22 protein-coding genes are annotated in these 23,796 nt (G+C 29.9%); 9 read left to right on the forward strand and 13 right to left on the reverse strand.

The window, feature by feature from the left end; all coding sequences use genetic code 11:
• Positions 1-6: 6 nt before the first annotated feature.
• The 3 genes from RN605_RS10395 to RN605_RS10405 are packed head-to-tail and all read left to right on the forward strand — an operon-like array spanning position 7 to position 3,387.
• A complete protein-coding gene (locus tag RN605_RS10395) occupies positions 7-1,356 on the forward strand; it encodes a tetratricopeptide repeat protein (RefSeq protein ID WP_313324599.1) in 1,350 nt (449 codons plus the stop codon).
• A gap of 4 nt (positions 1,357-1,360) precedes the next feature.
• The gene (locus RN605_RS10400; RefSeq protein WP_313324600.1) at positions 1,361-2,137 is read left to right on the forward strand and encodes a DUF4292 domain-containing protein; all 777 of its coding nucleotides are present in this window, start codon (positions 1,361-1,363) and stop codon (positions 2,135-2,137) included.
• A gap of 5 nt (positions 2,138-2,142) precedes the next feature.
• Positions 2,143-3,387: a murein hydrolase activator EnvC family protein gene (locus RN605_RS10405; RefSeq protein WP_313324601.1), complete on the forward strand. Its 1,245-nt coding sequence runs from the start codon at positions 2,143-2,145 to the stop codon at positions 3,385-3,387.
• A gap of 51 nt (positions 3,388-3,438) precedes the next feature.
• Here RN605_RS10405 and RN605_RS10410 read toward each other — a convergent pair whose 3' ends face one another.
• The 4 genes from RN605_RS10410 to RN605_RS10425 are packed head-to-tail and all read right to left on the reverse strand — an operon-like array spanning position 3,439 to position 9,103.
• The gene (locus tag RN605_RS10410) at positions 3,439-5,592 is read right to left on the reverse strand and encodes a DUF3857 domain-containing protein (RefSeq protein WP_313324603.1); all 2,154 of its coding nucleotides are present in this window, start codon (positions 5,590-5,592) and stop codon (positions 3,439-3,441) included.
• 16 nt (positions 5,593-5,608) lie between these two features.
• Entirely contained in the window at positions 5,609-7,522 is a 1,914-nt protein-coding gene (locus RN605_RS10415; RefSeq protein WP_313324604.1) for a transglutaminase-like domain-containing protein, read from the reverse strand.
• A 51-nt stretch (positions 7,523-7,573) separates the two neighbouring features.
• Positions 7,574-8,083 carry an acyl-CoA thioesterase gene (locus RN605_RS10420; RefSeq protein ID WP_313324606.1) on the reverse strand — a complete coding sequence of 170 codons (510 nt, stop codon included), beginning with the start codon at positions 8,081-8,083 and terminating at the stop codon, positions 7,574-7,576.
• A gap of 60 nt (positions 8,084-8,143) precedes the next feature.
• On the reverse strand, positions 8,144-9,103 hold the full coding sequence (locus RN605_RS10425; RefSeq protein ID WP_313324607.1) for an HU domain-containing protein: 960 nt from the start codon (positions 9,101-9,103) through the stop codon (positions 8,144-8,146).
• A gap of 102 nt (positions 9,104-9,205) precedes the next feature.
• Here RN605_RS10425 and dprA point away from each other — a divergent pair, with 102 nt between their 5' ends.
• Positions 9,206-10,309 (forward strand): DNA-processing protein DprA, encoded by a 1,104-nt coding sequence (dprA, locus tag RN605_RS10430; protein ID WP_313324608.1) that lies wholly within the window; start codon positions 9,206-9,208, stop codon positions 10,307-10,309.
• 48 nt (positions 10,310-10,357) lie between these two features.
• Positions 10,358-11,791, forward strand: a complete 1,434-nt coding sequence (locus RN605_RS10435; protein ID WP_313324609.1) for a hypothetical protein — start codon at positions 10,358-10,360, stop codon at positions 11,789-11,791.
• Here RN605_RS10435 and trpS read toward each other — a convergent pair.
• Complete coding sequence (gene trpS, locus RN605_RS10440) at positions 11,788-12,765, reverse strand: tryptophan--tRNA ligase (RefSeq protein ID WP_313324611.1); 978 nt, start codon at positions 12,763-12,765, stop codon at positions 11,788-11,790. The genes RN605_RS10435 and trpS overlap by 4 nt on opposite strands.
• A 72-nt stretch (positions 12,766-12,837) precedes the next feature.
• On the opposite strand from trpS, the gene RN605_RS10445 reads away from it, so the two are divergent.
• Positions 12,838-13,587, forward strand: a complete 750-nt coding sequence (locus RN605_RS10445; RefSeq protein ID WP_313324613.1) for a lysophospholipid acyltransferase family protein — start codon at positions 12,838-12,840, stop codon at positions 13,585-13,587.
• 67 nt (positions 13,588-13,654) lie between these two features.
• Here the strand turns inward: RN605_RS10445 and RN605_RS10450 are convergent, their stop codons facing one another.
• From RN605_RS10450 to recA, 4 genes are all read right to left on the reverse strand, one after another.
• On the reverse strand, positions 13,655-15,220 hold the full coding sequence (locus tag RN605_RS10450) for a hypothetical protein (protein ID WP_313324614.1): 1,566 nt from the start codon (positions 15,218-15,220) through the stop codon (positions 13,655-13,657).
• Complete coding sequence (locus RN605_RS10455; protein WP_313324616.1) at positions 15,217-15,765, reverse strand: RNA polymerase sigma factor; 549 nt, start codon at positions 15,763-15,765, stop codon at positions 15,217-15,219. Before RN605_RS10455 ends, RN605_RS10450 begins: the two co-directional genes overlap by 4 nt.
• Positions 15,766-15,776: 11 nt before the next feature.
• On the reverse strand, positions 15,777-16,187 hold the full coding sequence (locus RN605_RS10460; protein WP_313324617.1) for a hypothetical protein: 411 nt from the start codon (positions 16,185-16,187) through the stop codon (positions 15,777-15,779).
• Between the two features lie 102 nt (positions 16,188-16,289).
• Entirely contained in the window at positions 16,290-17,294 is a 1,005-nt protein-coding gene (gene recA, locus RN605_RS10465; RefSeq protein WP_313324618.1) for a recombinase RecA, read from the reverse strand.
• A gap of 136 nt (positions 17,295-17,430) precedes the next feature.
• Here recA and RN605_RS10470 point away from each other — a divergent pair, with 136 nt between their 5' ends.
• The 3 genes from RN605_RS10470 to RN605_RS10480 are packed head-to-tail and all read left to right on the forward strand — an operon-like array spanning position 17,431 to position 19,833.
• Complete coding sequence (locus tag RN605_RS10470) at positions 17,431-18,162, forward strand: lysophospholipid acyltransferase family protein (protein WP_313324620.1); 732 nt, start codon at positions 17,431-17,433, stop codon at positions 18,160-18,162.
• A gap of 39 nt (positions 18,163-18,201) precedes the next feature.
• Positions 18,202-19,188, forward strand: coding sequence for an acyl-ACP desaturase (locus tag RN605_RS10475; RefSeq protein ID WP_313324622.1), 987 nt, complete (start codon positions 18,202-18,204; stop codon positions 19,186-19,188).
• Positions 19,189-19,833 carry an HD domain-containing protein gene (locus RN605_RS10480; protein ID WP_313324624.1) on the forward strand — a complete coding sequence of 215 codons (645 nt, stop codon included), beginning with the start codon at positions 19,189-19,191 and terminating at the stop codon, positions 19,831-19,833.
• A gap of 33 nt (positions 19,834-19,866) precedes the next feature.
• On the opposite strand, the gene RN605_RS10485 is transcribed toward RN605_RS10480, so the two are convergent.
• Genes RN605_RS10485 through hemH form a run of 4 tightly spaced genes read right to left on the reverse strand, consistent with a single transcriptional unit; the run spans position 19,867 to position 23,704 of the window.
• The gene (locus tag RN605_RS10485; RefSeq protein ID WP_313324625.1) at positions 19,867-20,649 is read right to left on the reverse strand and encodes an enoyl-CoA hydratase/isomerase family protein; all 783 of its coding nucleotides are present in this window, start codon (positions 20,647-20,649) and stop codon (positions 19,867-19,869) included.
• A gap of 11 nt (positions 20,650-20,660) precedes the next feature.
• Positions 20,661-22,073 (reverse strand): sensor histidine kinase, encoded by a 1,413-nt coding sequence (locus RN605_RS10490; protein ID WP_313325829.1) that lies wholly within the window; start codon positions 22,071-22,073, stop codon positions 20,661-20,663.
• A gap of 60 nt (positions 22,074-22,133) precedes the next feature.
• Positions 22,134-22,688 carry a CopD family protein gene (locus RN605_RS10495; RefSeq protein ID WP_313324626.1) on the reverse strand — a complete coding sequence of 185 codons (555 nt, stop codon included), beginning with the start codon at positions 22,686-22,688 and terminating at the stop codon, positions 22,134-22,136.
• 2 nt (positions 22,689-22,690) lie between these two features.
• Positions 22,691-23,704 (reverse strand): ferrochelatase, encoded by a 1,014-nt coding sequence (hemH, locus tag RN605_RS10500; RefSeq protein WP_313324627.1) that lies wholly within the window; start codon positions 23,702-23,704, stop codon positions 22,691-22,693.
• Positions 23,705-23,796 lie beyond the last annotated feature (92 nt).

The following is a 23,796-nucleotide window of genomic DNA, read 5'->3' on the forward strand; positions in this document are numbered from 1 at the left end:
AAATTAATGAAAAAAATAGTTTTATATAGTTTTCTTTTCGGAATATTTTTTGTTCCTAATTTGCTTTTGGCACAAACGGAACCAGAAGATATTGCTTCTGTAAATAATGAATTTGAGAATAATTTTTTCGAATCATTAAAACAGAAAGGAATTGAAAATTATGATAAAGCTATTGAATCGTTAGACAAATGTTTGGTTTTAGAACCAAATAATCCAGTAGTTTTTTTCGAATTAGGGAAAAATTATTTAGCACAACGAAAATATCCGACAGCATATTCTTATTTTGAAAAAGTAACTCAAATTGATCCAAAAAATCGTTGGTCTTGGGTTGGAATGTATGATGTTTGTTATGAAACTAAAGATTATAACAAAGCCATTCCAATAGTTGAAAAACTGATTGAATTCAAAGAAGAATACAAGGAAGATTTGGTTTCATTATACATGAATACCCAACAATATGACAAAGCATTAGAGCTAATTAATCAATTGAATGAAACGGTTGGTAAATCTGAAAAAAGAGAATTATACAAAGCCGATATTCTTAAAGACGCCAAATATCAAAGTGCTGAGAAGTTCAATTTGTTAGACCAAATAAAAAAATATCCAAAAGTTGAATCTAATTATATTGCTTTGATTTATATGTATTCTCAAAGCAATCAAGAAGAAAAAGCATTAGAAATTGCTCAAAAATTAGAAAAAGAAATTCCAACTTCTGATTGGGCACAAGTAAGTTTGTTCAAATTTCATTTAAATAATAATGATGGTGAAAAAGCTGTAAAAGCAATGAATATTGTTTTGCCAAGCAATAAAATTGATTCAAAAATTAAGCACCGAATGCTGAATGAGTTTTTAATTTTCGCTAAAAATAATCCTCAGTTTGAACCTGATTTAGACAAAGCCATTTCTTATTTTAATGATGATAAAGACGTTAAAGTTGCCAAAGAGATTGGAAAGTTTTACTACATGAAAAAAGATTGGGCAAAGGCTAAAAAGTATTTAGAAATGGATGCAAAAAATAATGCTGACGATATAGAATCACAATTATTATTGCTACAAATCCTTGTTGAGCTTTTAGATTTTAAAACTGTAACCTCAAAAGCCGATGAGTTAACACAATATTATCCAACAGAACCTAATTTCTACTATTATATTGGTTTGGCTCAAAACCAAATGGGAAGCTACAAGAAAGCAAAAGACGCGCTCGAAGCTGGCTTGGATTTTATTATTGATGATACTGCTTTAGAAATTAATTTTTATATACAATTGGGCGAAGCCTATAATGGTTTAGGCGATATGAAAAAGAAAGAAAGCTATTTTACCAAAGCAAATGATTTACTAAAAAAGCAAAAAAAATAAACCTGTGAAAAGAATATCGTCAATCCTTATTATTGTTTTTTTAGTAATATCATGTAAACCCAAAGCTTACTTAAAAGAAGGTAAAGCTAAAAATGATTTAGCTACAACTACCATAATTCAAAATCATTATAATACTAAAAACGATTTTGAAACGTTATATATTAAATCGTCTGCTCGATATGAAGATGACAAACAATCACAAAGTGTTACCGCTGAGATTAGAATTAAAAAGGATGAAAAAATTTTAGTAAGCATTCGTTTCCTTGGGATTACTATGGCAAAAGCCTTAATAACGCCAAAAGAAGTGAAATATTATGAAAAGATAAACGGAACTTTTTTTGAAGGTGATTATCAATCATTGAGTGAATGGCTTGGGACTGATTTAGATTTTCAAAAAGTGCAAAACATGTTGCTAGGACAACCTTTTGATGATATGAAAAATGGAGTTTTTTCGAATGAAATTGTAGATAAGTTACACAAGCTATCTTCAAAAAACACAAAAATGGAAAAATCATTTTATTTTGAATCGGAAAGATTTTTGTTGAAAAAACAAGAAATCACTCAGTTTGAAAAAGAACGCATGATGATTGTTTCTTATCCAAAATTTGAAGAGTTTTCAGGATTGATTTTACCATCAAATTTGAATATTTTTGCTTCACAGAAAAAAGGAAGAACTACTATTGATATTGATTATAAAACGGTAACTAAGAACGATGAAATGTCATTTCCGTATAGTGTTCCAGAAGGTTATGATCAAATTTTCATCAATCAGAATAATTAAATAAAATGATTAAAAAAATCGTCTACATATTTTTTCTTTGTTTGACTTCAATGGCTTGGAGCCAACCAACCAAGCAAGAACAATTGGAAGAAAGAAAAGCCAAAATTCAACAAGAAATTCAGGAAAAGCAAGAATTACTGAACTCTATGAAAAATAAGGAAAAGACAGTTGTGTCTCAACTTATGATTCAAAAAGAGAAAATTGGTTTAAAAGAAAAATTAATAAAGACTACCGAAAAGCAAACTAAGTTATTAAACGATGATATTTATAACAATCAGCTTCAAATTAATAAACTAAATAAAGATTTAGAAAAATTAAGAGAAGACTATGCCGAAATGATTCGTAAGTCATATAAAAGCCGTTCAGAAGAAAGTAGAGCAATGTTTTTGTTGTCTTCAGAAAACTTTCTTCAAGCATATAAACGTGCTCAATACATGAAACAATATGCAAGTTACAGAAAAGCTCAAGGGATAGAGATAAAAGAGAAAACAGAAAAGTTAAACAAAGTAACCAATGAAATTAAGGTTCAAAAAAGCGAAAAAGAAAAGCTAATCGCGGCAAATGAAAAAGAAAAACAAGCCTTAGAACAAGAAAAACAAGAGCAAGAAAAAATTGCAAAACAAATTCAAAAAGATAAAAAAAGTATCATTGCTGAAATTAAAAAGAAACAACAGGAAACAAAAAAAATAGATGCTCAGATTCAGAAATTAATTCGTGAAGCAATTGCCGAAGCAAACAGAAAAACTGCAAAAGCATCATCGGGTTCTAAATCGTCTAGCGAGAAAAAAGCAATTGAGAATTCGGTAAATATTGTTTTAACTCCCGAAGGGAAAATTATTTCAGATAATTTTAAATCCAACAAAGGAAGATTGCCTTGGCCAGTAGAAAAAGGAGCAATTACACTTGGCTATGGCGAACAACCACATCCAGTTTTTAGAACGTTAACAGTTTATAATAGCGGAATAGAAATAACTACTGAAAGTGGCGCAAATGCTAAAGCTGTTTTTGATGGAGAAGTTTCTCAGGTGCAGTTAACTTCACCGCAAAAGAAAACAGTAATTATAAAGCATGGTGATTTTTTCACGGTTTATAATAATTTATCGACTGTAAATGTTCGTGAAGGAGACAAAGTTTCGGCAAGAGAAGTGATTGGAAAAATTAGAACTGATGGCGATGGAAAGACGATTTTGAAGTTTATGATTTCTCAAAACACAACTTATTTTAATCCAACACCTTGGTTATCTAAATAAAATAAAAGAGTCCTGAATTTTCAGGACTTTTTTTTATTTAATAGAATCTTTTTAATTTTTCTTTAATAATACTTTTTCTTGTGTAAACTGATATGCAGCATCAAGAAAATCAATCATTTTATTCCAATTTGAATTTGGTTCAAAATAATTTTTATAGTGTTTATACGTTTTTACTATTAACTGATTTCCTTTTACTTCGGCAGTTGAAGTAAATCCGCCAGTTTCATTTTCTACTTTTTTATTAAACTTTTCTAAACCAGAAACTGAATATCCAGCAGGAATGTTTAGAATGATTTCATTTTCATATGAACGTGGATAAATAGAATATATATTGTTTTTTCTATCTTTTTCTTTTTGGTCGATTTCAATTTGCGAGGTTAACATTTTACCTAATTCAATCAAATATTTGTCACCAGCTTTTTTGATTAAATTATTTTTGATGGCAAAATCTTCTTCAATTTCAAATGCTGATTTTTTACCATATCGACCAGTATTATTTAATTTAAAAGTATAATCATCGACCAAAAAATCAAGTTCGCTTTCTAAAGATTTTTCAAATTCTTCTTTTTGAGAATCTTTCATTTTATTGATTAAAGCATTCATTTCATTGGTGTATTGTTCGTTTTTCTTTTTGTTTTTCACATAATCCAAAAGCGGTTTTGTTCCATATTTTTTATAATCTTCATACACATAATCATAAAAATTAAGCTTATCGCTTTGTTCACCTTCTTTTAAATGTCCTAGATATGAAGATTCCTTTTTCACTTTAAATCCAGTAAAATCATCAAGTGTCATAACTGTTTTAGTTTTAACACAATTTTCCTTGTAAGTACTTGATGGTAATTGAACTGTTGATGCATCGGTTATTCTTTTTCCTTTAGAAACTTCAAGCACATAAGCCTTTGAATTTTCAATATTATAATTGAATTGATCAGCGCTTGAAAAAGGCGAAAAATATTCTAAGTAAACAGGATTTTTAGTGTTTACACGAATAAGTTTTTTTACATTAAACTGAATTAATAAATCATCAATAGAACCATCGTATCTTGGAGTTGCAACAATTACGTCATAACTTATGTCATTCTTTCTCAAGAATTGCATAAAATAATTTACAAATTGTACCTCCGTATTGAAGAAAATTGGGTCGTATCCATAGTATTCAAATGGATAGAACATTTTTGCTTCATTAACCACAAAAGCTTCAATATAACGTGTGTAAAACTGATGACGAGTAAAATAGTATACTTCACGAATTTTATCATCTTCAGAAGCAAATGTTTTCCCTTTTAAGAAATCTTTTATGTCATCAATGTCACCAAATGGAACAAACTTTTTGTTGTAATAATCAAAAATATCTTCTTTAGAAACTGTTTTTTTAATGTCTCTTTCTTTTTCGGAAAGAAAACCATCAGCCAATTTTTCAAACTTACCAGAACGTGCAAAAATTACCTGAAATTTATAACATGGCATTTCTGCCAATGGATAAAACCAACGTGGAAATTCATTTTTTGGAATATCTTTTTCTGTCAACTCATAACTACGTTCACCGCTACTTTTAGTTGGAATTTCTTTTAAATTTGGCGCGTCATTATACGTGTTGAAATTGATGAAAAAATCATTTTCTGTATCTAATGTAATTTTTAAATCCATTGTTGGATAAACGTCGCCAAGCGGTGTTTCTACTGCTTCAAAAGTATAATCGAAAACAGATTTAAAAGGCTCAACACTATAAAAATAATAGTCAATTATATCGCCAATTTCCAAATTAGGAATGGCTAATTTTTTTTCACCATCAACTTCTTTGGCTTCTTTTTCGGTATCAATTTCTATTTCCTTTCCGTTTGGTTTGATAATTTTAACACCAATATAATTAGTTCCTTTTTTACCACCATAAGCTCTATTTGTATAGAATTTATTTTTATATGAAAACTGCGAAAACTCAGTTACTGCTGCTTGGTCTAAAAGCATGATTCTTTTTCTGATTCCAGAAATATAAGTAACACTTTTACCAAACTTATGATAATTGTAGTGTTCGCGTTTATGAATAATTACTGCTGATTCATTTTTCCATTTATCAGGAATAGAATTTGCTTTTTTGAATTCGTCTTTTGCTCCCCAAAAAAATTCACGAGCTTCTTTTGCATCTTGAGCATTGCTTAATCCAATAATTGCAAAAAAGAATAGGAGTACTAATTTTGTTCTCATCAAGTTAGGTCTTTGTTTATTTTGATAATGTTATTTGTTGGTTGTAATTTTCGACTAATTTTTTAACAAAATCATTCCATTTTTCTATCTCGTTTGCTTTTATGCATCCGTTTTTAAACACAAATGATTTTTTATAAATTATTTCTTTTCCTGCGTTTTCAAAACTTAAGTTAATGTCAAAATTTGCCTCTTTAACACTAAGATTTTCGGGCATTTTAATTACTTTATAACCATCAGGAATTTTAAGATTGACTTGAGAAACATAATTTGTTTTGTAACTCATTTCATAATCAACTTTTCTGTCTTTTAAATCAAAATTTTTGAACTCGTTCATGAAATCTAAATCAATATATATTTCATCATCAAAAGAAGAAACTCTGTTTTGAATGGCAATGTTATAGTCAACAGTTAGTTTGATATCTCTGTTTTTCAAATCGCTGGTTTTAACATCTGAAACCGTAATGCTTTTATTTTGCTTTGACAAATAACCATCCAAACGTTCTTTTCTTTTTGTTGTTTCAAAACTGTTGTAAATGTTTAAAAATTCTGCTCTGCTTTCTCCTTGAAAAGTTTTATTACACGTTCCTTTTAATGTTTCGCCTTCAATAGAAAGTGAAGATTTAAAAGATTCTTTATTAAAATCAGCAGTAACACTTGGAACTTTTTCAATAATACATTTATCACCATCTTCTATCATTACTTCTTTGTTTTGAATTCGCTCAGCGTATTCTCCATAAGAATTATATTTTTCGGTTCCATCAAGAAATATTTTTTTGCCTTTATACATCAAAGTACATATCATGTGATTGTCTACCGCTAATGATGGTGTATTATAATCATAAGCAATGTGTTTTGTGCCAATCCATGTTAATCTTGCATCAAAGCCAGCTAATTTGAGCATTTGCTTGATTAAGTTTGCCATTCCTTTACAATCGCCATATCTTTTTTCAAAAACATTGTTTGATTCATCTGGTTTGAAACCTGCAATTCCGTCTTCAAAAGCGATATAACGAATATTATCTTGAACCCAATAATAGATGTTTTTTATTTTTTCTTCATCAGTTTTTGCGTTGGCAGTTAGTTCAGTTACTTTACTTTTCATAACCGAAGTATTGTCTTTCATCAATTGAATTAATGAAACATACCATTTATATAAATCGTTGTTGGTTTTGAATAAAGTAGTTGAATTTCCGTCTTTTGAAAATGATTTTGCAATAACTAAAATATGTGGATAGAGATAACTTCTTCCTGGCGCATCACTTTCTTTAAAAGCTGCGGGAACATTTTCTAACGTATACGTAATGATTGTTTTTTTATCTTCAGTTTTTGAAGTTTTGTTGATTTTAAATCCATCAAAATTGAATTCTTTCAACTCAATTTCTAACCAATTTGGAATTTCGAAAGTGATTTTTTTATTTAATACCGGATATTCATCATTGAAAAACAGCGATGTAAAATACTTTACATCATCATATTTTTTTTCCATTTCATATTTATAATTGTACCCTTGAACCGGAAAATCAACATTGATATATTTTACTTTTGCATCATTATAAAATAAATCGCGGTCTTTATAAAATTCGTCTTTTACAGAGAAAGAAGCCGTTTTATCATTTCTATATTTCAATGAAAAACTTTGAATGCTTGATTCACTATCATAAAATTCATATTTCTGAATATCAGCACGATGGTTAATATTCATTAAATGTTCTTTAATGCTATGATTTACAATTACTTTACCTGCTTTTTTGTTTAAATCAAAGCTTACAAAGTCAGAACTTTCAAGAATAGCTATGTCGTCTTTAGAATATTTTTCTCTTAGTTTTTTTGCTTGAGAAATTTCATCAGCGGTTGGGTCTAATCCTTTTTGGGCATAACTATTTGACGCAAAAAAAAGTAGAAAAACCAACGAATAAAAAGTGGTTTTCATTTTTACAAAAATTTTGCGAAATATAATGCTTTTTAGAATACAAAAAAGAAATTATACAAATAATGCTTTTAACTCTGTAGCTTCATCTGGTTTCATTTTTCCAGCTAAAACTAGACTTAGTTGTTTTCTGCGCAAAGCCGCGTCATATCTTTGTTTTTCTAGTTCGGTTTCTGGAATAACAGGTGCAACTTCAACAGGTCGACCACTTTCATCAACAGCTACAAAAGTATAAATAGCTTCGTTAGCTTTTGTTTTATTGCCAGATTCACGATCTTCAATCCAAACATCAAGATAAATTTCCATAGAAGTTTTGAATGTACGAGATACTTTTGCTTCAACAGTAACAACACTTCCTAGCGGAATAGAACGGTTAAAAGCAACATGATTTACAGAAGCTGTTACAGTAATTCTTCTTGAATGTCTTCGGGCAGCAATACTTGCAGCTCTATCCATTCGAGCCAGTAATTCTCCACCAAAAAGATTGTTCAATGGATTGGTTTCACTTGGTAAAACTAAGTCTGTTAGGATAGTTAACGATTCTGAAGCAGTTCTTGGATTCATAGTGGTTTTTTTACAAAGGTAATTACAGAAAACAAAAAATCCTGATTTCTCAGGATATTTTTAAAATTCTTCTATTAAAAGCCAAGCTTTTGGATTATCAACTTGTTGTATTTCTTTCATTGCTTTGTATGCTTCAGAATAACTAGAATAACTTCCATAAAGAACAGGATGTAAACCATATTTGTTAACTGGAATTCTTTTAGCATGATAACCTAGTTTTGTTAATCTTTCTAAAAGATTTTCGGCATTACTTTCAATACTAAAAGCACCAGCAACAACATGATAAGGCATTTTTTCAGAAGGCACAGTCAGTGTAACACTTGGCAATGGACTTTCTATAAAAAAAGTGGCTTCTTGTATTTTTTCGTTTATTTTTTTCTGAACATTTTGTTCTACTAAAAGCGTTTCTTGAGCAATTCTTTCTTCGTAGTTTTGGTGTAACTTAAAACCAACAGCTCCAGTAATTCCAATAGAAACTAAAACAATTGCTGCATATTTCAAAAACGAATAGTTTTTTCTTTTTTCTGGAGTAAAAACTATCGGCGCTTTTTCTTCTAATTCTTCAACGATTTCTTTGTATTCTTCTCGTTTAACTTCTTCACGCTTAACAGCAGGAGAAATATAAGAAGTTAATCCAAACGATTCTTTTAAATAATTAACTTGATCAGAAGGAACAAAAACCAAATTATTTTCGCTGTTTAATGAAAAGCCACCAATATTTTTAAATGTCAATTGACCAAATTCTTGAATCGATTTTCTCCAGTTGTCAACTTCAGTTTGGATAACAGAAATAGCAACTTCATAATTTATTTTTTCTGCTTGAGCCAAATGATTTGCTAATAAGCCATCATTGTTTTTAATATATGGGTTAAAAGAAATTAATTTCTTTGGCGGATAAAAGGAATGTGAGTTTTCATCCAATTTAGCAGATTGAATCTCTGTTAAAAACGCTCCAAAACCTGGAACGGTTACACATTGATATCGGTATAATAATTGGGAAATGTATTGTTCAATCTTCATATAGGCAAATTTAGATAAACAACACAATTGACAAAAAAATATTCACAAATTTTATTAACAATTACAATAAAAAACGATTAATTTGTCTTTCAAATTTTTGAGATGAATCCTACTGAACTTTTTTATGTTTTAGCACTTCTAAAAGTAGAAGGCGTTGGTGATATTGTTGCTAAAAAATTGATAAATCATTGTGGTTCAGCTGAAGATGTTTTTAAATCAAAAACACAAATTTTAAAGTCTATTGATGGAGTTGGAGAAACTTTGACTAAAAATCTAAAAGACAAGACAATTTTTGAAAAAGCGAAAAAGGAATTGCAATTCATTGAGAATGAAAACATTTCTGTTTTATATTATCAAAATTCAGAATATCCAGAAAAACTTAAACATTGTATCGATGGACCAACATTACTTTTTTCAAGCGGAACTTTTGATTTTAAGAATAGAAAAATAATAAGTATTGTTGGCACACGCGAAGTAACATCTTATGGAACAGAAATTTGCAAAAAACTAATTGAGGATTTAGCTGTTTTTAATCCAATAATTGTTAGTGGTTTTGCTTATGGAGTTGATATCATTGCTCATAAAGCTGCTATGGATAATAATTTGCAAACTATTGGCGTTTTGGCGCATGGGTTAAATCAAATTTATCCAAAAGTGCATAAAAAGTATGTTGCAAAAATGGAAGAAAATGGAGGTTTTCTAACCGAATTTTGGAGTAATTCTAATCCTGATAAAGAAAATTTTGTTCGCAGAAATAGAATTGTTGCTGGAATGAGTGAGGCAACGATTGTAATTGAAAGTGCCGAAAAAGGCGGTTCACTTATTACAGCTAATATAGCCAATGATTATAGCCGAGATGTTTTTGCTGTTCCGGGAAGAGTTTCTGATAAATACAGCCAAGGTTGTAATGATTTGATTAAAACCCAACGCGCAACTCTTTTGACTTCGGCAGCTGATTTAATTTACAATCTTAATTGGGAATTGGAATCAAAACCAACAAAAACGGTTCAAAAACAACTTTTTGTTTCTCTTGATAATGACGAACAATTGATTTACGATTATTTACAAAAAAACGGAAAACAATTGTTAGATATTGTAGCTTTAGAATGCAATTTCCCTATTTTTAGAATGTCATCAATCCTTTTAAACATGGAACTTAAAGGTGTTATTCGTCCGTTACCAGGAAAATTATTTGAAGCTATATAAATCTATTGCAAAATAACTTACATTTGTTTTTTTAAACTTCATATTTCTATGAATATCATACAATTATTTGAAAAGCTTACTATTGATAAATCAAGAATTGGAACATTAACAACGGATGATTTTTTAACGATAGAAAATTTATTAAATACCGAAAAAGAGAGTAATGATTCAATTACTGATATTTCTATTAGTAATTTTTTAAATGCTTTAAAATATCATCCAGAATCGTTTAAAGCAATTTTAGAAAACAGAGTTTTATACAATTTTTTTACTAATAAAGACAAGTCTAGAGATTATTTTAAACCTGAAACAGTTAGTAATGATGTTGAAAAAACGAAAACTTTTGTGGGTTTGTTTTTTGGTTCTGAAATAAAATCGCTTTTCAAAGAAAGTTTTGAAGAAAATCAATTTTATAAAGCCAGTATTCTTGCAGAAGCATTTATATATTTTCCTGATACAATTGCTTATTACATATTACATGAAGCAAAAGACAGATTAGATATAGCTCATTCTAGATTAATGCCGCCTTATGGAGATTTATCTAAAATAGAATATTTAAAAGATGCCAATTTTTATGCTTTTTTAAATAAAATTAAAACTCCAAAACTTGAAGAAAAGCTCCATTCAGTTTTTGAATTGATTATAAATATGTTCAATCAAAACTCTTATTCTGAATTGGCAGGAAAAGCTTTTTCTGCAATTGGAAGTTATGCTGCTTTAGATGGAAATTTTGCCGAAAAAATTAGAATTTATCGCGATAAAGGTTCTCAGTTCTACAAACCATATTCACCAAGAAAAAAGAACAGAACTTGGATTTATGTTGTAGTTGGCGCATTTGTTTTGTTGCGAGTTGGTTTTTTCCTTTCGACAAATAGTTTTTTTAACAGAAGTCATGATTACAATAATGATGATTATAACTATGATGAATATTATGAGGAAAACAATTCAAATTTAGATCCTTATTATACCGAAATGAGATTTAAAATTGACAGCTTTCATAATTTCCTTTCTGATTTTAAAGCTTCAGAGATAAAAGACTTTACTATAAATTCAGGTTTAAAATCGGGCGATAATCCTTTTGAAACGTTTTATCAGACTGTTGAAAAAAGCGAAAGCAACGATTATGTGAAAGTAAAAAATAATACAGCTTATGATATGGTTTTGCTTGAAAACAATATCATTTACGATTCCATAAAAATGCCTGTTACTGCTTATTATTTAAAAGCCGGAGAAAAAGTAATTTTAAATTCAGTTGCATCCAATGCTGTTTTTAATATTTATATTGGTAAAAATTTAGCTTCCTTTAAAACCAATGAAGGAAATTTATTTATTACCAATAAATCTACAGTTGAATACCGATTTAAAGAGCTGTTGCCACAGACAAAAGAATTACTAAACGCAGACTTTTATTTTGACGACGATGTTGATATTTTCTTTAAAAATGGAGATATTAAAATTGATTCAAAGGTGATAATGGATTAATTAAAACCAAGTTTAACTCGAACTCTTTTTAAAACATTATCGGCAACATTTCCAGCTTTTGTTGCTCCTTGTTCAAGTAAAGAATCTACTTCGTGTAAATTGTTCATAAAGTAGTTATATTTTTCACGCTCAGTTTTGAATTTTTCAACTATCAATTCAAACAAAGCTTGCTTTGCATGACCATAACCAAAATCGCGGTTTTCATTAGCATATTTAGTTTTCATAGAATTGGTTTGTTCAGCATTTGCTAATAATTTATAGATAGCAAATACTTTACAAGTATCAGGATTTTTTGGTTCTTCAAGCGGAGTACTATCCGTTTCAATATTCATGATTTGCTTACGCAAAGCTTTATCGTCAAGGAAAATGTTAATGATATTTCCACGAGATTTACTCATTTTTTGGCCATCAGTTCCAGGAATATACATCGTTTCTTCTTGAACCTTGGCTTCAGGAATTACAAAAGTTTCTCCCATTTGGTGGTTGAATCTTGAAGCAACATCACGAGTAATTTCTATATGTTGTAATTGATCTTTCCCAACTGGAACAATATTAGCATCATATAACAAAATATCAGCAGCCATAAGCATTGGATACGAAAACAATCCAGCATTTACATCTTCTAATCTATCGGCTTTATCTTTGAAAGAATGTGCCAAAGTCAATCGTTGAAAAGGGAAAAAACAACTCAAATACCATGATAATTCAGCGGTTTGAGGAACATCGCTTTGACGATAGAAAACTACTTTATTTACATCTAATCCACAAGCCAACCAAACAGCCGCGGTACTGTATGTGTTTTGGCGGAGTTCTTCTCCATTTTTTATTTGAGTTATCGAATGTAAATCAGCAATGAATAGAAAAGATTCATTAGTTGGATTTTTAGATAATTCGATTGCAGGCAAAATAGCGCCTAATAAATTCCCTAAATGTGGTGTTCCAGTAGATTGGATTCCTGTTAATATTTTTGGCATATTACTATAATTCTATTTGCAAAGTTAAACCTTTGTATTATAATTTGCATACCATTTAGTACATTTGGCATTATGAAAATATTGAAATACATTTTTTGGACGCTTTACCGTGTTTGGTTTTACCTCTTAATTGCGATTCCAATATTGATTATGTTTCCTTTTTTATTCATTTCGATACTTTCTGAAAAATGTTATCCTTATTTTTTTGTGTTAGCTAGAATTTGGGCAAAATTCATCCTTTTAGGAATGGGATTCAACACCAAAGTAGTTTTTGAACAAAGACCAGAAAAAGGTAAAAGTTATATGTTTGTTGCCAATCATACTTCAATGACTGATATAATGTTAATGCTGTCAATAGTTGAAAATCCTTTTGTTTTTGTTGGGAAAAAGGAGCTTTCAAAAATACCATTGTTTGGGTTTTTCTATAAAAGAACTTGTATTTTGGTTGATAGAAATAGCCCTAAAAGTAGACAAGAAGTTTTTAGAAGAGCGCAAGCACGATTAAATCAAGGATTGAGTGTTTGTATATTTCCTGAAGGCGGCGTTCCTGATGAAAGTATTGTTTTAGATGAGTTTAAAGATGGTGCATTCAGATTGGCAATTGAACATGAAATTCCAGTTGTACCAATGTCTTTTTATGATAATAAAGAACGTTTTTCATATACTTTTTTTAGTGGAAGTCCAGGAAAAATGAGAGCAAAAGTGCATCATTTCTTTGAGACAAAAGGGAAAGCAGAAATAAAGAAAACCCTAAAAACTGAAGTTCGTAATTTAATATTGCAAGATTTAGAAAGCGATTTATATAAAAAGAGTTCCAAATAATTTGGAACTCTTTTCTGTTATTACTCGAAAGCAATAACACCAGAAATCAATTTTTAAACTTAACAAACTAAAAATTAAAACTAATACCCGTATAAATTCCAAAAATATAGGGTTTGAAATTTTGTGAATCTCTTGAAAAAGTGTTCAATTGATATTTAAATGTTGGTTCAATTCGCGCTTGAAAACGTTTGTAAAACCCGTAGTTAAAACCAACCCCAAAATTAGTGCTGTAATGAATAGAATTTAGATTTGTGGCTTCGCCAATTTTCACATTCATTCCATCAGCTTCAAGAAAAACTTCGTTTTTACTTAAAAACATTGTACTCATTCCACCAATAATTTCAACCCCAAACTTTTTATCTAGAATTTTATATGAAACTTCCATAGGCATTTCAATATAACCCATTCGTTGATTCAAAATCCCATTGTTTTGTTCCATTTCCAATCTACTGAAAGCAGTGTTTAAGTTTTTGATTGGTATAATTTCAATTAATGAACCCTGAGCTGTTGGATTAATATTTTCCATCAAACGAGCATTACTATTTTGAAAAAACACTATGTCATTTGTATTATAATCAACAGTAAATGTATTAATTCCGGTTCTTATTTTTAATCTGGAATTTACAGCATAATTTACCGCAACACCATAACTCATATTATCGTTGAAACTTTTTGTGTTTTCATCTAAATTTGAATCTAAAGGCGAACCGTCTGCAAATGAACCAAAATAAATAGGAGCAAGATTAGGTGTAACTTGCCACCTATTCATTTTTTGTTCTTTAGCAATCTTTTTTTCTTTTTCTTTTAGCAATTCTTCCAATGCGTTAGGTTCTACAGTAGCAATTGCTGTAGAATCTTTAGAAGTATTTACTTCACCTTTTGTAGCAATATTGTTTTGATTTTCCATAGCAATTTTTCCCAAATCAATATTGTTTTCTTTGTTCAATTCTTTTTTAGTTTCTTTTAAATTAGAATTGTTTTGAACAATTTCTTCTTGTTTTTCTAACGTTTTATTGTCTACTTCACTTATAATATCAGTAGCTTTTGAAGTGTGAACAGCACTATTTTTATTAGAATTTTTATTGTTTTTCTTTTCTTTTGTTTTTGTGTTTGAAGCAACAGAATTATTATGAGTAATAATAGAGTTTGCTTTATTATTTATAACTTTTTGTTTTTCATCGTTAGTTATAGTTTCATTACTATTTTTTTCTGACGATACTATAATTGAATTGTTTTTTAAACTTGAATTATCTTTAGATTTATCTAGATTGTCATTTTCAGATTCATTTTTCTTGTCTGAATCTGTTGAAACAACCACTTCTTTTTTACCAGCATTTGTATCAATAACATTGCTAGAATCTTGAGAATTTTTTTCTTGATTTGAGGTGTTTTCTTCAATTACAACATCATTCACAGGATGAATTTCTAAAGTGTAGTAATTGTTAAAAACAAATAACCCAATTACAAAAAGGGCTGCCACACCTGAACCATACCACCAAAAAGGAATAACTCTGCGTTTTTTCTTTTTTTGTAGTTTCTTTTCAATGTTTTCCCAAATTTCTTCAGGTGGATTAACTTCGTGATTTTCGAATTTATCCTTAAAGAATTGGTCTATATTTCTATTTTCTTTCATTTTATAGAAGGAATATTTTTTGAACCCGTTAAGGTTTCAATTTTTTCTTTTAAAATCATTTTTGCTCTAGATAAATTGGATTTTGATGTACCAATATTTATCGAAAGCATATCTGCAATTTCTTGATGAGAATAACCGTCAACTACATAAAGATTAAATACTAATCTATATCTATCGGGTAACTCTTGAATTATTTTCATTAAATATTCTGTTCCAATTTCGGTGTCAGTTTCTATTTCTATTTCAACTTCTTCCGGAATATTTTCATGTACTAAATTTAAGAACGTTTCTTTTCTATATTGTTGTAAAATATAGTTAATCATTACTCTTTTTATCCACCCGTCAAAAGAACCTTTGAATGCAAATTGCTCTATTTTTTCAAACACTAATAAAAAACCATCTTGTAAATTATCTTGCGCTTCAGTATAGTTACGAGAATATTTTAAGCATACAGAAAACAATTTAGGAGCATATTGTCTATATAATTGTTCTTGTGCTTTTATGTCATCTTTCTTGCAACCATTTATGAGTTCTTCTATACTCAAACGAAAAAAAATTAATGATCTACTACTACTTCATGTTCTATATATTGGTCAACACCTTCGCTATTCACACCTGTCCAAAATCTAAAATGATAAGTTCCTAAATCTTTTGGTTTAAAATTTAAAGGAACTGTTGTTTCATAAGTCGTTACAGGATTACAATTATTTCCATCATTTTTGATACAATATACAGCAACTGTTCTTTCGTTGCCAATAGCATTATAGTAAAAATTAGAAAACACATGGCATGGAGTAGGAAGAATATAACTAACCGGAATTGTGGTAACACTATCAACTCTATAAGCAGTTGGCATTTCTACAGTATTTATAGGAACGATTTCTAAGTTTACATTTTGATAATTGTCATTCAAGCTACAAGAAAAAAAAGATAAACTTATTAGTAAAACAGTTAAAACTCGTTTCATATTTTATTAGATATTTTATTTTAGATGAAATTTTAATTAAATGGTTGCGTTAATTTACTAAAAAAAACCGTCTTGTTTTTTAACGAGACGGTTTTTAAAAGTTTATGAATTATTTTCTTTGATAAATTCCTTTATTTTTTGTTCTAATTCATCAGCTAACTCTGGATTGTCTTTGATTAAAAGTTTCACAGAATCTCTTCCTTGACCAAGTCTTGTATCACCATAACTAAACCATGAACCTGATTTTTTAATAATTTCAAATTCAACAGCTAAGTCAAGAATTTCACCTGTTTTTGAAACACCTTCGCCATACATTATATCAAATTCTGCTGTCTTGAAAGGTGGTGCAACTTTATTTTTAATCACTTTTACTTTTGTTCTGTTTCCAATTACGTTTTCGCCATCTTTAATTTGTGATGAACGACGAATGTCTAAACGAACAGAAGCATAAAATTTCAATGCATTTCCTCCAGTTGTCGTTTCAGGATTTCCAAACATAACTCCAATTTTTTCTCTTAATTGGTTGATGAAAAACACAGTACAATGAGTTTTGCTAATAGTTCCTGTTAACTTTCTTAAAGCTTGAGACATCAATCTTGCGTGTAAACCCATTTTTGAATCACCCATTTCTCCTTCAATTTCACTTTTTGGAGTTAAGGCAGCAACAGAGTCAATTACAACAATATCAATAGCGCCTGAACGGATTAAATTTTCTGCAATTTCCAATGCTTGTTCACCATTATCTGGTTGAGAAATAATTAGGTTTTCAACATCAACTCCTAATTTTTCAGCATAATGTCTGTCAAAAGCATGTTCAGCATCAATAAAGGCAGCGATTCCACCTTGCTTCTGAGCTTCAGCAATAGCATGTAATGTTAAAGTTGTTTTTCCCGAAGATTCTGGACCATATATTTCAATAATTCTTCCTTTTGGATAACCATTTACACCTAAAGCTAAATCTAAACCAAGTGAACCAGAAGGAATAGTTTCTACTTCTTCAACGGCTTTATCGCCCATTTTCATTACGGTTCCTTTTCCGTAAGCTTTGTCTAATTTATCTAGTGTTAGTTGTAATGCTTTTAATTTGGCTTCTTTTTCTGAACTCATTTTTTACTATATTTAAAAGTGCTTAATTTTCGTAAAAATACTGCTTTTTTTAATGTGTTTATAATAATAATTTAAGAATTATAAACAATCTAAAGCCAATATTAATCCTTACTTTTGCTTTCTATTTTTAAAGATTATGGAAAAACTGATTTCTTATCCTTTATCGATTGTTTATTATCTTTGTTTTGGGTTGTGTTTAGTCATTTTTCACCCAATACAATGGATTTGTTTTAATATTTTTGGCTATCAAGCTCACAAAAAAAGTGTTGATTATTTGAATTTTTTTCTCGTAAAATGCACTAATTTATTGGGAACAACATATACTATTAAAAACAGAAATACGATACCAAAAAATGTCCCAATTGTTTTTGTTTCTAATCATCAAAGTCTATATGATATTATTGGAATTATTTGGTATCTAAGAAAATTTCATCCAAAATTTGTTAGTAAAAAAGAGCTTGGTAAAGGTATTCCAAGTGTTTCATATAATTTACGTCATGGAGGTTCAGTTTTAATTGACAGAAAAGATCCAAAACAAGCTATTCCAGTAATAAAATCGCTTAGCGAGTATATCGAAAAACACCAACGTTCGGCAGTTATTTTTCCTGAAGGAACTCGAAGCAAAACAGGAAAACCTAAAGAATTTGCCCAAAGCGGGCTAAAAATCTTATGTAAATTTGCGCCTTCAGCATATGTTGTGCCAATTACTATAAATAATTCATGGAAAATGGTTAAATTTGGGGCATTCCCAATGGGTTTAGGCAATAGACTTGAATTTATCATACACGAAGCAATTCCTGTTAAAGACTTCCCTTTTGAAGAGTTAATCAAAAAAACAGAGCAATCAGTTGTTTCATCAATAAAATAATTAATTAGATTTTATATTAAAATCCCAAATCATATAATCATGTCACAAAAAAATATACGACTTGAAGTCATGCAGTTTTTGGAAAACAAGGTCGATAACTTTGTAGACCAATTTTTAATACCCGTTGAAAAAATATGGCAACCATCTGATTTTTTGCCAAATTCAGAAGAAGAGAGTTTTATTGATGAAGTGAAAGAACTTAGAGAAATTGCCAAAGATTTGCCTTATGATTTTTGGGTAGTTTTAGTTGGCGATACTATTACTGAAGAAGCTTTACCAACTTATGAATCATGGTTAATGGAAGTTGAAGGTGTTGATAATGAAGGAAGAAATGGTTGGTCAAAATGGGTTCGTCAATGGACAGGTGAAGAAAATCGTCATGGAGATTTATTGAACAAATATTTGTATTTATCAGGTCGCGTAAACATGCGTGAAGTAGAAATTACAACACAACACTTAATAAATGATGGTTTTGATATTGGAACTGGAAAAGATCCATATAAAAATTTTGTTTATACTAGTTTTCAAGAATTGGCAACTTATGTTTCACACAATAGAGTTTCGCAATTAGCAAAGCAATATGGAGACAAACAATTGTCTAAAATGTGCAAAATGATTGCAGGTGATGAAATGCGTCATCATCATGCTTATTCAGAGTTTGTAAACCAAATTTTTAAAGTTGATCCTAGCGAAATGATGCTTGCATTTCAATATATGATGAAGCAAAAAATAACAATGCCAGCTCATTTCTTAAGAGAATCTGGCGAAAAAATAAGCACTGCTTTTGAAGAATTTTCTAATTCAGCGCAAAAAATAGGTGTTTACACGGCTAACGATTATGTAGATATTTTGAGAAAGCTAACTCAAAAATGGGAAATTGATAAAATCACAAATCTTACTGCAGAAGCAGAAAAAGCTCGTGATTATTTAATGAAATTACCTGAAAGAATGGCTAAAATATCAGAGCGTTTAGTATTGCCAGCCGAAACAAAAATCTTCAAATGGGTTGAACCAGCAGTTGTATAAATGCAAATAATTGACAATACTATTATTTTTGTTAAAGAGCAATTAAAAAATGCAGAATCAGGCCATGATTGGTTTCATATCGAACGTGTTTATAAAAACGCGTTGTTAATTGCTCAAAGTGAAGTTTGTAATCTAGAAATTGTAAAGCTTGGTGCATTACTTCACGATATTGCAGACAGTAAATTTCATAATGGTGATGAAACTGTTGGACCAAAAACAGCCAGAACATTTTTAGAAAGTCAAAATGTTTCAGAAGTAACAATTATTCATGTCATTAATATCATTGAAAACATTTCGTTCAAAGGTGGAAATTTTGAAAAGAAATTCAATTCCATAGAACTAGAAATTGTTCAGGATGCAGATAGGTTAGATGCTATTGGCGCCATCGGAATTGCCAGAACATTTAATTATGGCGGATTCAAAAACCGACAATTATTTAATCCTGCAATTCCACCAAAGTTAAACATGACGAAAGAAGAATATAAAAATTCGGATGCACCAACAATTAATCATTTTTACGAAAAATTATTGTTGCTGAAAGATAAAATGAATACCAAAACAGGAAAGGAAATAGCGAAAGAACGACATCTTTTTATGGAAAAGTTTCTTTCTCAGTTTTATGCGGAATGGGAAGGCGAGAAATAAAAAAAGAGAACCAAAATGGTCCTCTTTTTTTATTTATTTCCCAGAAAAACTCGCTTTTCTTTTCTCTAAAAAAGCAGTTGTTCCTTCTTTAAAATCTTCTGTACCAAAACATTTTCCAAAGTTTCTTATTTCGGTTTCAAAACCATTTACACCATCTTTATAATTGGCATTAATTGCTTTAATAGCTTTTCCGATTGCCATTGGAGAATTTCTCATAATTTTTGACGCAATGCCTTTTGTGAATTCTAAAAGTTCTGCTTGCGACACAACATGATTAACTAAACCATACGATTTTGCAGTTTCAGCATCAATCATTCCAGCAGTCATAATTAATTCCATGGCACGACCTTTCCCAATTAGTTGAGGTAAACGTTGTGTTCCGCCATAACCTGGAATTACTCCAAGAGAAGTTTCAGGCAAACCCATTTTTGCATTGTCTGAAGCAATTCTGAAATGGCATGACATCGCCAATTCTAATCCGCCACCAAGAGCAAAACCGTTAACAGCAGCAATGACAGGAGTTTTTAAATTTTCTACAAAATCAAATAATAATTCTTGTCCTTGAGCAGCTAATTGTGCACCTTCTTCAATTGAAAAATTGGCAAATTCAGAAATATCAGCTCCAGCAACAAACGCTTTTTCACCTTCACCTGTTATGATGATTACTTTTGTTTCGTTATCAGCATCTAAATTTTCAAAAGCAGTATGTAATTCTTCAATAGTTTCTTTATTTAAAGCGTTTAATTTTGATGGTCTATTGATAGTAATTTTTCCAATTCCGTTTTCAGAAGTTGCAATAATATTTTTGAAGCTCATGGTGTAAAATTTTAATTAATTATTGGAAGCGAAACAATAAAAGTAGTTCCTTTTCCAGATTCTGTTTCAAAAGTAATAGTTCCTTTGTAATTTTCGATGATGTTTTTTATAATTCCTAAACCTAATCCCATTCCGCTAGTTTTGGTGGTAAATTTTGGTTCAAAAATATGACTTTGATTATACAATTCTATTCCAATTCCGTTATCTTTCACTGAAATGATTACATTGTTTTCTACTTCATTAACTGAAACCAAAACACTTTTTTCTTCTTGTTCTTCAGGTATCGATTGAATAGCATTTTTTACCAAATTGGTGATGATTCTAATCAATTGAGTTCTATCTAATTTGGTTATAATTTCTTCTTTGTTGCTTTCAAAAATGATATAATCTTCATTAAAAATATCTAATGATAACTCAACTACATCAACTACATTTAAACTTTCGTTTTGTTGTGCAGGCATTGTTGCAAAGTTTGAAAAAGCCGAAGCAACAGCACTCATTGTATCAATTTGTTGAATTAATGTTTTAGAATAATCGTCTAACTTTTGCTTTAAATTAGGATCATTAGCATCAAATTTTCTTTGAAAACTTTGTACTGTTAATCGCATTGGTGTCAAAGGATTCTTGATTTCATGAGCAACTTGTTTTGCCATTTCACGCCATGCTTGTTCACGTTCACTTTGCGCCAATTTTCCAGCACTTTCTTCTAGTTTATCAACCATTGCATTATAAGCACTAATTAAGGAATTGATTTCGCGACTGTTGGCTTCAATTACAATTTTCTCATTTTTTTGATTTAAACTAGTTTCATTGATTTTGTCTGAAATCGTTTTTAGAGATTTGGTTATATAACTTGCTAAAAAGTAAGCCAAAGCAAAAGCAATAACCAGCATGAATGAATACACTTGGCTCAATCGAATTAAAAATTGTTTCAATTCTTCTTCATAAAATCCATCATCTTCTACATAAGGAATATTTAAAATCCCTAGAGGTTTGAATTTCTCATCCTTAATTTGACTGTAGGAAGAACGGTTTTTTATGCCATTAGTGTTTTTAATATCAACATATCTTTTTTCAACGGAAGACTGAACCAATTTTAAAATATAATTAGGTATTGGCGGCGAAACTTTGTCTACCGAGAAAAGAGCTTTTGACGATTTCAAAAGTTTTCCATCCAAAGAATAAATGTTAATTTCTAAATTATGAATATCAGCTAATTCGTGAATTTTATCTTTAAAAATTAACGGTAAATTTTCAGGAGTTAAAGGATAAGTTGTTGTTGAAAGCACATAATTTATGTGTTCTTTTATAGCAAATTCTTTTCGGTCTAATCGTTCTTGGTGATAATCTTTTGCCTCGTTTTTAAACTGAATTATCGAAATCGAAGCCATCAAAATCGAAGCCATCAATATCAAAAATATCATCGATAGGAAAATCCTAATTCGTAATGATAACATTGACATTTTAAAGCCTTTTAGCATAATTTAGGATTTGTTTCTTTCTCGAATTCTTTTGTAAAATTTAAAACCAAGCATAATCAAAACAGAAAAAAGTATAATTCCGATTACACCATAAATCCAATTGAAAGCATTTTTTAAAATTACTAAAAAAACAACGGCAAACAATATTAAGGTTGCGCCTTCGTTCCATAAACGCATGAAGTTGGAACTGTATTTAAAATCATCGTTTTGCAATTGTTTATAAATTTGATGACATTTCAAATGATACAGATAAAGCACAAAAACAAAGCCAAGTTTGACATGCATCCAAGGCATTTTGAGCCAAACACTTCCCAAATCAGTAAAAAACAACATCCAAAAAGCAAAAAAACTTGCTAAAATAGCGCTTGGCCAAGTAATAATGTACCACAAACGATAGGTCATTATTTTGTATTGCTTCAAAAGAATTTCTCGTTCAGGTGATGGTTTTTGGTTGGCTTCAATTTGATAAACAAACAATCGAACAATGTAAAACAACCCAGCAAACCAAGTAATTACAAAGATTAAATGAAGTGATTTTATGTAATTGTAGAGTTCCATTTTTAATTACTCCAATCTTTTATCCAGTTTGTTACAACACCACACCATTCGTCTTCATCGTTCAAACAAGGAACAGCAAAGAACTCTTCACCACCATTTTCTTTAAAATCTTCATTAGCACGCATGGCAATTTCTTCTAAAGTTTCTAAACAATCGGCAACAAATGCAGGAGTAACAACCGCTAATTTCTTAATTCCTTTGGCAGGCATTTTATTAATCTCAACATCGGTATAAGGAGTTAGCCATTTGTCACCAGCCAATCTCGATTGAAAGGTTTGACTGTATTTGTCTTCAGGAATTCCTAATAATTCAACAACCTGTCTTGTTGTTTCATAGCATTGATGACGATAACAAAATTCATGAGCAGGCGAAGCCGTAACACAACATTTTCCGTCAATAGTACAATGTGATTTGGTTACATCAGTTTTGCGAATATGACGTTTTGGAATGCCATGATACGAAAATAATAAATGGTCGTATTCAAAACCTTCTAGATGTTTCTTGATAGAATTTGCCAAAGCTTTTATAAAATCGGGCTTGTTATAAAAAGCTGGAACTTTGGTCAGTTTCATTCCAGAGAATTTTTTTGCAACTAATTCGTCTGCCAAAGCCCAAATAGTAGTAGTTGAAGCCATGGCATATTGCGGATATAACGCTAAAAGCATTACATCAGTAACACCTTTTTCTTTTAATTCTTGCAAACCTTTTTCAATAGTCATGGTACCATAGCGCATAGCTAATGCTACGGGAATATCAACTTGTTTGGCTACTTTTTCATGCATTTTTTTAGAAAAAACAATCAAAGGCGAACCTTCATCGGTCCATATTTGTGCATAAGCATGAGCAGAATTTTTTGGACGTGTTTGCAAAATAATTCCACGAACCAACAAAGCACGCAACAAATACGGAACATCAATTACATATTTGTCCATTAAAAATTCATCTAAATACGGCTTTACATCTTTTGGAGTTGGACTTTCTGGCGAACCCAGGTTTACTAATAATACACCTTTCATTTTGGCTATTTAATTTTTTATAAAAATAGGGAAACTTATTTTTTTATGATTATTTATAAAATCTGTTTTTTTGATGATTTTATTTTAAAAAC

It is taken from the genome of Flavobacterium sp. PMTSA4 (genome assembly GCF_032098525.1).
GTDB classification, from domain to species: domain Bacteria; phylum Bacteroidota; class Bacteroidia; order Flavobacteriales; family Flavobacteriaceae; genus Flavobacterium; species Flavobacterium capsici.

What these genes read in the sequence shown, in the direction of transcription:
- hemH (WP_313324627.1), bottom strand. Translation starts at nt 23,704, where the DNA reads ATGAAAGGTGTATTATTAGTAAACCTGGGTTCGCCAGAAAGTCCAACT.
- RN605_RS10395 (WP_313324599.1), top strand. Translation starts at nt 7, where the DNA reads ATGAAAAAAATAGTTTTATATAGTTTTCTTTTCGGAATATTTTTTGTT.
- RN605_RS10485 (WP_313324625.1), bottom strand. Translation starts at nt 20,649, where the DNA reads ATGAGCTTCAAAAATATTATTGCAACTTCTGAAAACGGAATTGGAAAA.
- recA (WP_313324618.1), bottom strand. Translation starts at nt 17,294, where the DNA reads ATGAGTTCAGAAAAAGAAGCCAAATTAAAAGCATTACAACTAACACTA.
- RN605_RS10425 (WP_313324607.1), bottom strand. Translation starts at nt 9,103, where the DNA reads ATGAAGATTGAACAATACATTTCCCAATTATTATACCGATATCAATGT.
- RN605_RS10475 (WP_313324622.1), top strand. Translation starts at nt 18,202, where the DNA reads ATGTCACAAAAAAATATACGACTTGAAGTCATGCAGTTTTTGGAAAAC.
- trpS (WP_313324611.1), bottom strand. Translation starts at nt 12,765, where the DNA reads ATGCCAAAAATATTAACAGGAATCCAATCTACTGGAACACCACATTTA.
- RN605_RS10450 (WP_313324614.1), bottom strand. Translation starts at nt 15,220, where the DNA reads ATGAAAGAAAATAGAAATATAGACCAATTCTTTAAGGATAAATTCGAA.
- RN605_RS10490 (WP_313325829.1), bottom strand. Translation starts at nt 22,073, where the DNA reads ATGATATTTTTGATATTGATGGCTTCGATTTTGATGGCTTCGATTTCG.
- RN605_RS10460 (WP_313324617.1), bottom strand. Translation starts at nt 16,187, where the DNA reads ATGAAACGAGTTTTAACTGTTTTACTAATAAGTTTATCTTTTTTTTCT.
- RN605_RS10495 (WP_313324626.1), bottom strand. Translation starts at nt 22,688, where the DNA reads ATGGAACTCTACAATTACATAAAATCACTTCATTTAATCTTTGTAATT.
- RN605_RS10480 (WP_313324624.1), top strand. Translation starts at nt 19,189, where the DNA reads ATGCAAATAATTGACAATACTATTATTTTTGTTAAAGAGCAATTAAAA.
- RN605_RS10420 (WP_313324606.1), bottom strand. Translation starts at nt 8,083, where the DNA reads ATGAATCCAAGAACTGCTTCAGAATCGTTAACTATCCTAACAGACTTA.
- RN605_RS10445 (WP_313324613.1), top strand. Translation starts at nt 12,838, where the DNA reads ATGAAAATATTGAAATACATTTTTTGGACGCTTTACCGTGTTTGGTTT.
- RN605_RS10435 (WP_313324609.1), top strand. Translation starts at nt 10,358, where the DNA reads ATGAATATCATACAATTATTTGAAAAGCTTACTATTGATAAATCAAGA.
- dprA (WP_313324608.1), top strand. Translation starts at nt 9,206, where the DNA reads ATGAATCCTACTGAACTTTTTTATGTTTTAGCACTTCTAAAAGTAGAA.
- RN605_RS10405 (WP_313324601.1), top strand. Translation starts at nt 2,143, where the DNA reads ATGATTAAAAAAATCGTCTACATATTTTTTCTTTGTTTGACTTCAATG.
- RN605_RS10415 (WP_313324604.1), bottom strand. Translation starts at nt 7,522, where the DNA reads ATGAAAACCACTTTTTATTCGTTGGTTTTTCTACTTTTTTTTGCGTCA.
- RN605_RS10470 (WP_313324620.1), top strand. Translation starts at nt 17,431, where the DNA reads ATGGAAAAACTGATTTCTTATCCTTTATCGATTGTTTATTATCTTTGT.
- RN605_RS10410 (WP_313324603.1), bottom strand. Translation starts at nt 5,592, where the DNA reads ATGAGAACAAAATTAGTACTCCTATTCTTTTTTGCAATTATTGGATTA.